Genomic DNA, 13665 nt, shown 5'->3' on the forward strand with positions numbered 1-13665 from the left:
GTGACCGTCTATCCCGGGCAGCCGGCGGGGCCGCAGCGCAAGACGTTGCTTTGGCTCGCAATCGCTTGTTTTGTTGCGGGTCTGGCGTTGACCGGGCTGTTCGTCAACCGCGTGGTGCATACGCTGCCGCAGGAACCGCAGTGGGCGGACAGCGGGACGGTCCACCTCGACCAGGCCGGTCTGACGGTCTACTCGTCGATCCCGGTACTCCGTGCGCCCTGCGACGTCCGCGACGACAACGGCGCAGTACTGGAGCTCGTACCGCCGGCGCAGGCCGAGACGCTCACTGTGGACAACGACATCTGGTACGTCGTCGCCCGCTCGCGCGACCGAGTCCCACCGGGCGACTACATCGCAACCTGCACGGACAAGGAGACCAGCGCCGTCTACGCCTTGGGTCCGCGCAGTACGCCGACCGGCTTTGCGTACGCGGTACTGGCCGCCATTGCGTCGTTCTTGGTCGGCACTGTCCTGGCCATCGTCTTCCTGGTCCTCTTCTTCCTCCGTCGCCGGACTCCAGCGCCTACCGCACCGCCCCCGGGTCCGCAGCCGCCGGCCACGTTCCCTGGCTACTCGCCCGAGGGCGGCTGAGCTCACTGCGGCAGTGTCCAGCGCTGGTTCGCTGCACCGGTGCAGGTTGTCGCCTGTACTGCGTTGCCACTACTAGCCGGTGCTGTCAGGCAGAGGCCGGATGACCCGTTGCGGAGCGTCCCGTCGGCCTGTGCGGACCAGGACTGGTTTGCTCCGCCATGGCAGCCGTAGAGGATCACTGCGCCAGGCTGGGTAGCACTGGCGTCCAGGCAGCTGAACAGTGCGCGGATGGAGCCGTCCTCCGAGTGCACCCAGTTCTGGTTGTTCCCGCCGGTGCAGGTGTACAGCAGGATCGCCGTACCGTTGGCACTACCGCCTCCGGAGACGTCCAGGCAACCACCGCTGCCCCGAACATCACCTGACGACGAGTTGCCGATCCCGTTCTCCTGTACTGCGGTACTGCCGCTCACCGTCACCTGGCTGTCAGCGGCGCATCCACTGCTCTCCGAGTTGCCGGTGAAGTGCGCTGTCGCGGTAGGGGACGTCGGTAGCGCCATGGAGAGCTTGGAGTAGGGCTCGTCGGCACAGGTCGCGCTGTTGTTGTTCCAGTCGAAGTACTCGGTCCAGCTGACCATGCCCGACGTACTGATCGTGTTGCCCGCACCTGTCTGCAGACTGCCCAGCTTGAACGAGGTGCCGGCAGTCAGGTCCCGCACGGTCACGCCGTACCAGCCACTGCCTTCACTGGCGACGGTGAAGGCATACGTGTGCCCAGGAGTCGGTGCCTGGTCGAGACGGCAACTACCGCCCGACCCGTCCTCGGAGAACTTGATGCAGTACGTGCCGGTCGACCCGGCCTTCCAGTCGGTCGAGTTCCACAGCGAGTACAGGAACATCCCACCGCCGTCGCGATGTGTCTGCATGCCGGTGTAGCCGCCGACGTCGCCGCCGGTGAACTGGAACTGGTTCGACCAGTACACGTTGGCGCGACCGGGCGCCTGCTGAATCGTCATCCGGAACTCGGCCTGCGTCAGCGACGCGGCATCGAAGGTGTAGTTCACATACGTGCCCGGCGTGACCCCGACCGCCGCGGCCGGGCCGGCCGGCAGCAGAGCTGCCAACAGACCCAGCACAGCGACGATGGGCAGGGCGAAGCGACGAATTCTCATCTCGCAACCTCCAGACGAAGTGGGGCGAACTTCGGGGAGCGCTCGAGAAGATCATGCGCAAAACTGCCCACGCTGTCTAGACGTGAGCAGTTCTCCGCACGTTAATCGTTAAGCTAAGCGAGTATGGACGCCAGATAGAGCTCAAGGCGGTCCTGGAGAAACTCGGGTGTCAGGTCGATCCGCCCGAGATCGCGCCACGGTTCGGCGACCTTCTCCGCATCCGGCGCGAACGCGAGGGCATCCAGCAACAGCCAGTAGCGGTGGTCGTCGGCCCTCGCCAGGTCGCGCCCACCCGCGGCGGCGTACAGGCTGCTGAACTCGCGGCCGGCCTCGACTCCGTGGAGCAACGCGAGCGCGGTCGAGCAGTGGGCGACGTCGAGATCGGCCGGCCCCCACGAGGTCTCCACCCAATCGACTACACCGCTGATCCGGCCGTCGTCGAACAACACGTTCCCGGGGTGGAAATCCCTGTGCAGGAAGGCGCCTTCGTACTCCGGCGGCTCCCGCCGCAAGTAGTCGACAGCATCCGCCCAGACGCCCGGCCGTCCGGTTGCTGATGGCACCCGAACACGATCGGGCGCCGTCCACGGCTGGTACTCGCGTGGCCGCTCTGCGGGTTTGACCCGATGGATCGCGGCGAGTTGCCGCGCCAATTCATGGGTTCGGTCGGCGGCTCCTGCCTCCTCCACGTGCACTACGCCTGGTAGCAGCGTCATCAGCAGTGACGGCTGATCGCAGTACAAGGCGTCCGCGTCGACTCCGACGCAGGCAGCCGCGGGTACGTCAGTGTCGGCCAGTTGGTCGAGGACCTTGGCCTCGCGGGTCAGCAGCCCGTGCGCGTGCTTGACGAAGAACTCGTCGACGAAGGTGCGTAGTACGAAGGTCTGGGACCCGTGCGGCAGGTCGACCTCGACCCGCCGCATCTCGGACGTCCAGCCCCCGCGCAGACGTTCTGCGCGGGTGACCGTACCTCCGGTGAGTCCTTCGACCCAACGGAGTGGGTCAGGCATTGACGACGGATGATCCCTTGGGCCGGAGGAGGAACGCGCCGGCGTAGAGCAGGGCGGCGATGATCAGCAGGCCGTCGAAGCCGATGATCAGGGCCGCGTACTCGAGGCAGCCGCCGAGCATGGCGCCGAGCAGGTTGGCGCCGAAGCTCGCGGTGCCGTCCTCGGTGTCGGTGAAGCGCTTGGCGAAGATGACGTTCGCGGCGAAGATCGGGGTGAACGCGATCACCACGGCGACCAGCGCACGCAGTCCGACGGGCATCGAGAGCAGCCAGCTGTCCGGGAAGATCCAGCTCAGGAGTAGGCCTGCGCCCAGTACGGCGTACATGATCTTCACCGGTGGTGTCTTGAACCGCCGGGTCACTTCGACAGCGGCCAGGACGGCGATCAGTACGCCGGCGAAGACGATCGCGTTGACCACCCACGTAGTACCGAACAGCAGCGCGAACCCGGTGATGCTCTTCGTCTCCAGCAACATGAAGCCGGCGCCGAGCAGGAACAGGTCCGTGTACGGCCGCATCCGCCGGTACGACGAACCGCCGCCGGCGATCCCGACGCCGATCAGCCCGGCGACCAGTACCAGGCCCAGCGTCACCAGGTACAGCGACGGAATCCGGTCGGTGAACAGGTACAGGAACGGCCGGTTGTCGGTGGCCGGCGGCGGCGTGATCGCGCTCGGCCCGGCCCACGGCTTGTCGCCGCAGGTCTGGTCGGCCTCGGTCAGACCGACCGTCACGACGGCCTGCTGCAGATCGTCGCCGACCTTGTCCACGCACGGCTTGTGGCCGAACGCCTTCTCGGCCGTGAGCGCGAGCCGGTCGATCAGCCAGGTCTCGCGGTAGTAGTTGTACATCGCGAACGCGCCGCCCGGAGCCAGATGCTTCTTCGCGCTCTCGAAGGCCTGCTGCGTGAACAGGTAGCTCTCCAGCCGCAGCGAGCTCGCGCCGTTCACCAGCGTCAGCGAGTCCGGCAGGGCCAGCAGGATCAGGTCGTACTTCTTGTCGGTCCCGGACAGGTACGCGCGGCCGTCGTTGATGTACGACGTGACGCGCGGGTCCTGGTACGGGTGATCTGGGTGCCGCGCCTTGCCGATGTCGCGGATCCGCGGGTCGATCTCGACCGCGTCGACGTGCTCCGCGCCCTTCTTCAGCGCGATCGCGACGTCGGAACCCGAGCCGGCGCCGATGATCAGCACGTTCTTGGGCGCCTTGCCGACGGCCGCACGCTCGTACGGGAGCCCGTACTGCGGCTCCCACTGCAGCCGCGCGTCGGCGGGGATCGCCTGCTGGTGCGGTACGCCGTTGACCGTGATCGTCAGCAGCGGTACGCCCTGCCAGTCGAATCCGGACGTCTGCACCTTGTAGTACGGCGACCAGCTGTTCTCCGGCCGCGTCGACTCGTGGAACAACACACCGACCATCACCAGCAGCGGCGCGGCGACCAGTACGGCGCTCAGCGCGGTCGCGGTCACCTTCTGCTGCGGAACCATCAGCGCCAGGAACACGACGGTGACGATCAGCCCCCACCAGATCGGCGGCGCCCCCAGGAACGACAGCCCCGTGAACGCGACGATCCCGATCAGGCTCCCGATCAGATCGAACCGGTACGCCGTCAGCCGCGGCAGGTCGGCGAAGCACCGACCCACCAACTCGGCCGGCCCGGCCAGCACGACCGCGGCCGCGACGAAGATGATCGGCAGGATCACGTACGTCGGCGGCCCACTCGTGCTCAGGCTGGTGAAGTAGATGACGCTCGACGAACTACCCCGGTTGACCGTCACCGGCTTCCACGCGATCACCGCGACCAGCAGCCCGAGCATGATCGGCGAGTAGTACGGCAGCCGCTTGGCCTTGCCGGACCGCAGGATGCCGACCCCGATCCCGAGGAACGACCCCAGCAACACGAAGTTCGAGAAGTAACTGAGGTGCACCACGTTGGACCCGGTCCAGCGAATCAACGCAAGCTCGAGGAACAGCATCAGCGCGCTGGACAGCACAAGCCGAGGCTTCACCGAGAGCGGACTGTGCCACCGGGGCGTACTGACCTGACCGGGTGTAGACGAGTCGACTGCCATGGGCGGCGACCATACCGGATCCAGAGTGGTCTACATCACCCTGATCCCACTTTCCAGCCGCCAACCGCACAAACCACCCACCCGTACCCGCATCGCGCACGAGCGTCTTGAGCCCGCCCGAACCCTTGGGCTGGAGCGGGGTGGGTATCCGACTCGTTATGGCATGGGTATTGGCCCCATGCCGGTCTGTCAGCGTCCGAGACGCACGATCTCGATGGCTAGGTCCACCAGCGTGCGGGCTCGGCGGATCAGGGGCTCGGCCTTGATCGCGGTCACCAGGTCTGTCCCGTACTCGACGTCACCTTTGGCCGCGACCAATTCGCGCAGCGCCTTCTCGCCCGCGGCGGCCTCGGCCCGCTTGGCCAGCGACTGCCGGAGTTCCCTGGCAGCGGCGGCGTGGTCCTTTCCCTTGCTTGTTGAACCGGTGAGCGCGGTGACGATCGCATCCTTCGCGCTGATTCCGGCGTGGATCGCGTCGCCGGCGGCCGGGGTGTATCGCTCGGCGGCGAGATTGGCTTCGGCTGAGGCGAGATACTCCTCCGCTTTCTTGAGGAAGCTCTTGGCGTGGTTGCGCTGCTCGGCCGTCGCCATCACGCAGCTCCATGCTGGACTCGCGGCTTGGTGCCGATCAGCGCGACGCCGTCACGGAGTATGTCGCTGACGACCGGCTCTCCCGAAGCGGCCAGTCGATGGAAATCGGCCTCGGTCAGGACGAGGACGTCGCAACCGTTGCCGAGACGCGTACGGACGATGTCCTCAAGCTCTGCACGGTGGTCCCAGGCGGATGATGCGATGACGGCCAGGTCGATATCACTGTCCGGTGTTGCCTCGCCGCGGGCGAGCGATCCGAAGATGAGCACCGCCTGCACATCTGCGTCGATCACCGCGCTGACCGCTTCCCGGAGAGCCGCCAGTGGGTCCAGCAGAGTCCGCAGCGGAGCCACAGAGGCATGCTCCTCGTTGATGGTGTGCACGTTTGCCCGCCCTATCGTCTGCGTCTCCACCACACCGAGCTTGGTCAGCGACTTCAGGGCTTGTTGTACGGCCCACAGACCGTAGTCGTCGCTGAGTAGCCCGTGGATCTGCCGCCCCGTCAGCGGGGTGTCGGTGCGCAGCAAAACCGCGAGCACCGCGCCACTCGCTCCGGGGATGACGCCACCGAACGGCTCATTGAAGAACATGTGACCAAAGTACCAGTCATATGATTGCTGTGCCAATCATATGACTGCTGTGCCGGTCATGGATCAGGTGAAATCCGTGAGCAGTCTCTCTGATGCCGCGACCCTGCCGCTGCGGTGGGTCGGCATGAACGACCCACCCGACAGCCTCGCATTTCGGTCCGGCCGACCAGGACGTTCCGATCTGCCCCAGGCTCGGCGGTCATCTCATGAACCGGGACCCGACAGACGATCCAGGCCACTGTGTGCCTGATTGCGGCATTGCGTTCCTAGCCTCCAAGCGAGAGGTCAGCTCAATACCGGAGATCCGGCAACGGACGGAGGCCTAGTCGGACGGAATCACGTCGCCTGGGGTGGCTGCGGTGGCGGCTATTCGGGAAAGCGCGAGTCCGCCGATGGAACCTCCAGTTGTCTACCCGCTAGGCGAGTGCGGGTGGGGGTACACGTGCACCGGCGACCACCCGCGCAAGCTAGGTGGTCGCCGGTGGGTCTGTCAGTCGGGTCAGCGGGTGGGGCGAGCCAGCAGGCAGCCGGACTTGTTCAGGTCGAGGGTGCGGGTGGCGGTCAGGCAGGTGTAGAGCCACCAGGTCTGCTGGCCGTAGGCGGCGCCCTGGTCGACGGTGATGTTGCCGTTGGCGTCGACCTCGCAGGGGTTGTTCAGGGTGCAGCGTTCGCCGTCTTCGTTGCCGGTGTTGTTGACGCCGATGACCTCGCCGGTGGAGGTGCTGACGATCGGGGAGCCGGAAGTGCCGCCGATGGTCTCGCAGCCGGGCTGGAGGTACTTGATCGAGCTCTTGAAGACCCAGCCGCCTTCCCGCAGTTCGGGGATGGTGGCTTGCACGGAGCAGGTGTAGATGCGCTTCCAGTACCCGGAGACGACGGCCATGCCGGCGCCGTTCGCGGGAGCGGCCTGGGCCAGGGTCAGCGGGTCGACGTTCAGCCGGGACTTGATCGCGGCGTACGTCTCGGTCAGCCGGTACAGGGTGATGTCGGTCTTGGTCATCGTCGAGTACAGGACCCGGTTGGCGCGGACCGTACCGGCGTTGCTCGAGCTCGGGCGGAGCAGGGTGAACGAGCGGGTGGAGGACCGGTTGACGATCACCTGGCCGGGGCTGGGCATGCCGCCTTCGTAGCAGTGACCGTTGGTGAGGATCAGCGCGGGATCGGTCGACAGCGACCCGGCGTACCGGACGAGTGAACCGGAGCAGTTGCTGAGTGCCGCGATCCCGGTGTAGTCGGTGCCAGGTGCGGCGGCGACGGCCGGTCCGGAGGCCTGTGGTGAGACCTCGACGGCGAGTGCCTGGCTGCTGCCGAGCAGCGCGGCGCTGAGCGCGACGGTGGTCGCGGCAAGGGTACGGAACAGTCTCATGGGCGGTTTCCTGTCCTCACTAGTGTGCTCGCGGTCGGGGGCGGCGCGAGCAGGCCGTAGTCGGCCCAGGACTCTTCGTATCCGATGCACCCCGGTCGGGGCCATCACATATGGATGAAAAGTTCCCGTCAGGCCGTACTTCAGGGGTAAACCTGCGGCCATGTCGGTGTCTGCACCCGGTAAACGGGCTGTTACCCTTCGTCTCCGGATCCGCCCGGCTCGAACCACGGCACCACCCGGTACGTCGTACCGAATGGGAGTGGGGAACAGGAGGCAAGGCGTCGCGCCTGAGAAGGTGGAGTCGTCATGCCACGGGAGAACGGAAGGATCTATGCCGCAGGAGAAGCCAGACCTGCGCAGTCTCAGTGAGCCGGTACGTTTCAAACGGGCGCTCACATTGCTGCTGATGACCTTGCTGCTGCCCGGATCCGCGCAGATCGCGGCCGGCAGCAAGAAGGCGGGCCGGTGGGCTTGGCGGGTGCTGGCCGGGATCGTCGCGCTGGTGATCTTCGTCATCGTGCTGTCGCTGATCTGGCGGGCCGGGGCGATCAACCTGATGGTCTCGCCGAAGACGCTGCGGTTCATCCAGATCCTGCTGATCCTGCTCGCGATCGGCTGGGCGGCGCTGTTCGTCGACGCGTACCGGCTCGGCCGGCCGCTCACGCTGGAGCGCAACCACCGGCTCACCACCAGCATCATCGACGGCGTACTGATCGTCTTGGTGATGAGTGTGCTGATCTGGGGCAGCACGATCGTCTCGACCCAGCGCGACTTCGTGGCGTCGGTGTTCGGCAACGGCAAGAAGTCCGAGGCGGACAAGGGCCGGTACAACGTCCTTCTCCTCGGCGGCGATTCGGGCGCGGACCGGATCGGCACCCGGCCGGACAGCATCACGCTGGCCTCCATCGACGCGAACACGGGTCGTACCGTGCTGATCGGCCTGCCGCGCAACATGGCCCGGGTGCCGTTCCCGGCCGGTACGGCGCTGAACAAGAAGTTCCCGGACGGCTTCCACTGGACCGACTGCGCCGAGAACTGCCTGCTCAACGGCGTCTACACGTACTCCGCCGAGCACCCGGCCCTGTTCCCCGGCGACCCGAATCCGGGCGTCACCGGCACCAAGCAGGCCGTCGAGGCGATCACCGGGCTGAAGGTCAACTACCACGTACTGATCGACCTGGCCGGCTTCCGCGACCTGCTCAACGCGGTCGGCGGGATCACCCTCGACGTCGGCAAGCGGGTGCCGATCGGTGGCATCGGCGGGCCGATCAAGGGGTACATCGAGCCGGGCGCCAACCAGCACCTGGACGGCTATCACGCCCTCTGGTTCGCGCGGTCGAGGGCCGGTGCGACAGACTACGAGCGGATGACCCGGCAGAAGTGCGTGATGACGGCGATGCTGAACCAGCTCTCGCCGACGACCGTGCTGACCAAGTTCCAGGGCATCGCCAAGGCGAGCAAGAAGGTGGTCAACACGGATATCCCCGCTGGTGACCTCGGTACCTTCACGGACCTGGCGCTGGACGCGAAGAAGCTGCCGGTGTCAAGCTTCTCCGCGGTCCCGCCGCTGATCAAGACCGGCAATCCCGACTTCGCGCTGATCAAGACCAAGGTGGCCGAGGCGATCGGAAAGTCCGAAGCGCTGGACAAGTCGTCCGATGACGGAGACGGTAAGAAGACGAACGCACCGAGTAACAGCACCACCAAGAAGGCGACTACGCCGGTCAAGCCCGGCAAGAGCAGCAGTACCCCGTCCAAACCCGGTAACGACGTCGATGACGTCGCTTCGATCTGTAAGGCCTGACCTGAACATGTCCTTGTCTTCCTGGCCCCCCGTCTCCGTCGTGATGCCGGTGCTGAACGAGGAACGCCACCTCGAAGAGGCAGTAGGCCGCGTACTCGACCAGGAGTACCCCGGCGAGCTCGAGGTGGTGCTCGCGATCGGTCCGAGCAAGGACAGAACCCAGGCGATCGCCGCGCGGCTGGCCGAGGCCGACAAGCGGATCACGATCGTCGCGAACCCGACCGGCAAGACGCCGGCCGGACTCAACACGGGGATCGCGCACGCCCGGCACGACATCGTCGTACGGGTCGACGGGCACGGCGTACTGACCCAGGGCTACATCACCCGGGCGGTGGAGGTGCTGCACGAGAGCGGCGCCGACAACGTGGGCGGCGTGATGGCGGCCGAGGGGCGTACACCGATCGAGATGGCTGTCGCGTGCGCTTACCGGTCGCGGCTCGGTCTTGGCGCGTCCACCTTCCACCAGGGCGGCAAGGCAGGCCCTGCGGACACCGTGTACCTGGGTGTCTTCCGGCGTGAAGCGCTGGAGCGGGTGGGCGGCTTCGACGAGTCGATGCACCGGGCGCAGGACTGGGAGCTCAACTACCGCATCCGCAAGACCGGCGGGCTGATCTGGTTCAGCCCGGACCTGTCGGTGACGTACCGCCCGCGCTCGTCCCTCAAGGACGTCGCCAAGCAGTTCTTCCACACCGGCCAGTGGCGCCGCGAGGTCATCCGCCGCCACCCGGAGACCGCCAACAAGCGGTACCTCGCCCCGCCCGTCGCTGTTGTCCTGCTCGCACTGGGCACCATCCTGGGCATCATCGGTCTGGCCACCGGCTCCGCCATCCTCGACCTGGGCTTCCTGGCCCCGCTCGGCTACGCCCTCCTCCTGATCTTCGGCTCAGCCATGGAAGGCCGCTACCTCCCCTGGAAAGCCCTCTTCTGGCTCCCTCTGATCTGCGCCACCATGCACATCTCCTGGGGCCTGGGCTTCCTCATCGGCCTCCAAGAACGCCCCGCCCCGCCTGCCACCGCGCCCGGCGCACCGGCCTCCGCGTAGTACCGGATAGCTCCTCGTAGTGCCGGTAGCTCGTCCGCTGGGCGGGGGAGCTACCGGGCTGCGGTTGCTTCTCGGGTGTAGGCGGCTACTACTTCCTTGACGTTGCCGTCCATGCGGAGGACGCCCTTGTCGAGCCAGAGGGCCCGGTTGCAGGTGTCCAGGACTACGTCGAGGCTGTGGCTGACGAGGAAGACCGTGCCGGCCTCGGAGCGGAGGTCTTTGATCTTCTGTTCGGAGCGGATGCGGAACTCGGCGTCACCGGTCGCGAGAGCCTCGTCGACGAGCAGGATGTCGTGGGTCTTGGCGGAGGCGATCGCGAATTTGAGGCGGGCGGCCATGCCGGAGGAGTACGTCGACATCGGCAGGTCGATGAACTCGCCGATGCCGGAGAACTCGACGATCTCGTCGTACCGGGCGGCGATCTCGGCCGGTGACATGCCCATCGCCAGGCAGCCGAGGACGACGTTGCGGTCGCCGGTCAGGTCGTTCATCATCGCCGCGTTGACGCCGAGCAACGACGGCTGGCCGCCGGTGTAGATCGCGCCCGACGCGGGCGGCAGCAGCCCGGCGATCGCGCGCAGCAGCGTCGACTTGCCGGACCCGTTGCGCCCGATCACGCCGATCGCGTCGCCCTTGTACGCCGTGAACGTGACGTCCTTGACCGCGTGCACCTCACGGATCGTCGGCCGGTCCTGCCGCTTCAGGATCCGCCGGAACGCGGTCGCCGCCGTCCCCTTGCCACCCTGCCCGGCGATCACCTTGTAGATGATGTTGACGTCGTCGGCGATGACGGTCGGAATCTGCTCAGCCACGGCCGTACCGATCCTCGGCCCGCCAGAAGAACACGAACCCGCCGACCAGTACGACGACCGCCCACACGGCCGCGATCGACCACGCGTGCGGGAGCTCGTTGCGCGCGTGCTCGCGCAGCAGCGATCGGCGTACCAGATCGATGTAGGCCGAGATCGGGTTCAGCGACAGCACCTGGATCACCCAGCCCGGCGCGTCCAGCGCGCGGAGCTTGTCGGGGATCGAGAAGAAGATGCCCGAGGCGTACAACCAGGTCCGGGTCACGAACGGCAGGAGCTGGCTGATGTCGGACACGAAGGTCCCGATCCGGGCGAAGATCAGCGTCATCCCCAGGTTGAACATCGTCTGCATCGCCAGCGCCGGTACCACCATCAGCCACCGCAGGCTCGGCCCGTCGGTCAGCCCGACGAACGCGAACAGGATGGCCATCGAGACCAGCATCTGGTTGAGCTCGTTCACCACGTACGCCAGGGGCAGGGTCGCCCGCGGGAAGTGCAGGGTGCGGATCAGCGACATGTTGAGGGCGAGCGATCGCGACCCCTCGGTCATCGAGCGCTGCGTGTAGGTGAAGACGAACATCCCGCAGATCAGGAACGCGGCGTAGTTGTGGATGCCGTTCTTGGTGCCGAGCAGGACGCCGAACGCCAGGTAGTAGACGGCGGCGTTCATCAGCGGCGTGAGTACTTGCCAGACGGAGCCGAGGCGCGCACCGGCGTACAGGGCGTAGGTGCGCGCCCGCGCGTAGCTGACGATGAACTGCCGGCGTCCCCAGAGTTCCCGCAGGTAGCCGCCGAGTGGTGGTCTGGCGGAGCTTCTGGTCAGGCCATGTCGCTCTGCCAGTGCCGCCAGGTCGACGGTCTCGGCCGGCCCGGCCGCGTTAGACATGCGGGCCAATCTAGCTGCCCCTGCCGTCGACGTTCACATCGGCGGGCCGGTAGCTGTCGCGGTGCGCCCGGTTGCGCCGTAGCGTAGGCGGGTGAAGCAGAGCCGCCCTTCTGATCTTTCCGAGGAAGAACTCGGATTCCGCATCCGTGGCCCAGTGCGCTGGCTGCTGCCGTCGGTGCTCGGCAGCATCGGCGTCAAGGCTGTCCTGTCAGGCATTTTCGGCGCGTACGCCGACAAGCGCGAGCTGCAGAGCTCCTTGCCCGCGGACTTCTACCAGCACGGTACCGACGAGCTGTGGTTCGACTTCGTCGCCGATCTGGGGGACGGGTTCGACGCGACGTACTCCGTCGCGTCGTTGCTGGCCGCCCCCGAACTGGAGCCGGTCGACGGGTTGCGGCTGCCGCGCGCGTCGCTGCTGGTGATGGGCGGCGATGAGGTTTATCCGGCGGGGTCGTCCACGGCGTACGAGGATCGGACGAAGGGTCCGTACGGCGCTGCGCTGCCGGATCCCGTCGATCCGCCGACGCTGTTTGCGTTGCCGGGCAACCATGACTGGTACGACGGGTTGACCGCCTTCCTGCGCGTCTTTGCCCAGCAGCGTGCTGTCGGTGGGTGGAAGACGGAGCAGGGGCGCAGCTACTTCGCGATCGAGCTCCCGCAGCACTGGTGGCTCGTTGCCATCGACACCCAGTTCGGTGGGTACATCGATGCGCCTCAGCTCGCGTACTTCCGGGCCGCGCTGGCTGGGATGCAAGCTGGTGACGGGGTGATCCTGTGTACGCCGACGCCCGCGTGGGTGCATGCGGGGGCGGGTGAGGACACGCATGAGTACGACACGATCCGCTTCTTCGATCGCGAGATCATCCAGCCGCTGGGTGGGGTGACGCGGGTGATGCTGTCGGGGGATTCGCACCACTACGTCCGGTACGCCGAACGCGACGGGAGCGGTCAACGGATCACCAGCGGCGGGGGAGGGGCGTTCCTCTCGGCGACTCACCTGCTGCCTGCGTCGCTGACTCTGCCGCCGAAGGTTTCCCGGGTCGCTGATGTCAATGAGGTGGCGACGTTCGACAAGGTTGCGTCGTACCCGACGGCCCGTGAGTCCGCGCGGTTGGCGAAGGGGATCTACAAGCTTCCCTTCCGCAATCCCGGCTTCTGGGGGCTCACTGCCGGGCTGCAAACGGTCCTCGCCGTGCTGGTCCAGTTCGGCCTTGCTGACTCGCCGCACGGCATCTTCGCGGAGATGGCTGCTTGGACTCCGGCCTTCTTCGGTGTGGTGTTCACGATCTTCGCCGGAGTCCTCTTCGCCCGCTTCGGCCTCAAACGCAGCGGTCTCGCCGCCGGGGTTGCCGGCTTCCTGCATTCCCTGGCCCACTTGGCGTTGATGGTCGCCTGGGCCGCCGTCCTGTACCGGTTGAGCCAATCCGCGGCCGACTGGATAACAGTCCTCGTCACCCTCGTGCTGACCCCTGTCGTCGTCGGCTTCATCGACGCCGAACTGGTCGCCGCGTACCTCCTCATCGCCGGCAGATTCGGCTTCAACGTGAACGAACTCTTCGCCGGCCAGAGCATCGAGGACTACAAAGGCTTCCTCCGTCTCCACATCTCCCGCAACGGCGACCTCACCATCTATCCGCTGAAGGTCCCCAAGGTCTGCCACAACTGGAAAGCCGCCCCCGACGCGCCCCCGGAAACCCCGTGGCTGATCCCCACCCGGGGCACCCTCCACACCTCCCTGATCGAACCCCCCATCTCAGTCCCCCGCAAACGCAACCCCACCACCGCCGTCCTCTAAC

Annotated in this window: 12 protein-coding genes; 4 read left to right on the plus strand and 8 right to left on the minus strand. The window is 66.6% G+C overall.

The genetic code is table 11. The features are described from left to right. Window positions 1-591 (plus strand): hypothetical protein, encoded by a 591-nt coding sequence (locus ABD768_RS36385; RefSeq protein ID WP_343983414.1) that lies wholly within the window; start codon window positions 1-3, stop codon window positions 589-591. Between the two features lie 2 nt (window positions 592-593). Here ABD768_RS36385 and ABD768_RS36390 read toward each other — a convergent pair whose 3' ends face one another. The 6 genes from ABD768_RS36390 to ABD768_RS36415 all read right to left on the minus strand — a co-directional run bounded on the left by ABD768_RS36390 (window position 594) and on the right by ABD768_RS36415 (window position 7328). After that, complete coding sequence (locus ABD768_RS36390; RefSeq protein ID WP_344848545.1) at window positions 594-1700, minus strand: ricin-type beta-trefoil lectin domain protein; 1107 nt, start codon at window positions 1698-1700, stop codon at window positions 594-596. A 113-nt stretch (window positions 1701-1813) separates the two neighbouring features. Continuing rightward, window positions 1814-2710 (minus strand): phosphotransferase family protein, encoded by an 897-nt coding sequence (locus ABD768_RS36395; protein ID WP_344848550.1) that lies wholly within the window; start codon window positions 2708-2710, stop codon window positions 1814-1816. Beyond that, the gene (locus ABD768_RS36400) at window positions 2703-4718 is read right to left on the minus strand and encodes a spermine/spermidine synthase domain-containing protein (protein WP_344848552.1); all 2016 of its coding nucleotides are present in this window, start codon (window positions 4716-4718) and stop codon (window positions 2703-2705) included. The genes ABD768_RS36395 and ABD768_RS36400 overlap by 8 nt, the downstream gene beginning before the upstream one ends. A 252-nt stretch (window positions 4719-4970) precedes the next feature. Continuing rightward, the gene (locus ABD768_RS36405) at window positions 4971-5372 is read right to left on the minus strand and encodes a hypothetical protein (protein ID WP_344848555.1); all 402 of its coding nucleotides are present in this window, start codon (window positions 5370-5372) and stop codon (window positions 4971-4973) included. Next, complete coding sequence (locus ABD768_RS36410) at window positions 5372-5962, minus strand: nucleotidyltransferase family protein (protein ID WP_343983431.1); 591 nt, start codon at window positions 5960-5962, stop codon at window positions 5372-5374. The genes ABD768_RS36405 and ABD768_RS36410 overlap by 1 nt, the downstream gene beginning before the upstream one ends. Before the next feature lie 499 nt (window positions 5963-6461). Then, the gene (locus ABD768_RS36415; protein WP_344848559.1) at window positions 6462-7328 is read right to left on the minus strand and encodes a S1 family peptidase; all 867 of its coding nucleotides are present in this window, start codon (window positions 7326-7328) and stop codon (window positions 6462-6464) included. Between the two features lie 406 nt (window positions 7329-7734). Between ABD768_RS36415 and ABD768_RS36420 the strand changes: the two genes are divergently transcribed. After that, on the plus strand, window positions 7735-9132 hold the full coding sequence (locus ABD768_RS36420) for an LCP family protein (RefSeq protein WP_344848562.1): 1398 nt from the start codon (window positions 7735-7737) through the stop codon (window positions 9130-9132). A gap of 7 nt (window positions 9133-9139) precedes the next feature. Further along, a complete protein-coding gene (locus tag ABD768_RS36425) occupies window positions 9140-10174 on the plus strand; it encodes a glycosyltransferase family 2 protein (protein ID WP_343983440.1) in 1035 nt (344 codons plus the stop codon). Between the two features lie 50 nt (window positions 10175-10224). Here the strand turns inward: ABD768_RS36425 and ABD768_RS36430 are convergent, their stop codons facing one another. Further along, the gene (locus ABD768_RS36430) at window positions 10225-10986 is read right to left on the minus strand and encodes an ABC transporter ATP-binding protein (RefSeq protein WP_344848566.1); all 762 of its coding nucleotides are present in this window, start codon (window positions 10984-10986) and stop codon (window positions 10225-10227) included. Further along, window positions 10979-11869: an ABC transporter permease gene (locus tag ABD768_RS36435; RefSeq protein WP_343983445.1), complete on the minus strand. Its 891-nt coding sequence runs from the start codon at window positions 11867-11869 to the stop codon at window positions 10979-10981. The genes ABD768_RS36430 and ABD768_RS36435 overlap by 8 nt, the downstream gene beginning before the upstream one ends. 91 nt (window positions 11870-11960) lie before the next feature. Between ABD768_RS36435 and ABD768_RS36440 the strand changes: the two genes are divergently transcribed. Continuing rightward, the gene (locus ABD768_RS36440) at window positions 11961-13664 is read left to right on the plus strand and encodes a metallophosphoesterase (RefSeq protein ID WP_344848569.1); all 1704 of its coding nucleotides are present in this window, start codon (window positions 11961-11963) and stop codon (window positions 13662-13664) included. Window position 13665: the final 1 nt, after the last annotated feature.

The organism is Kribbella ginsengisoli (genome assembly GCF_039537185.1).
GTDB classification, from domain to species: Bacteria; Actinomycetota; Actinomycetes; order Propionibacteriales; family Kribbellaceae; genus Kribbella; species Kribbella koreensis.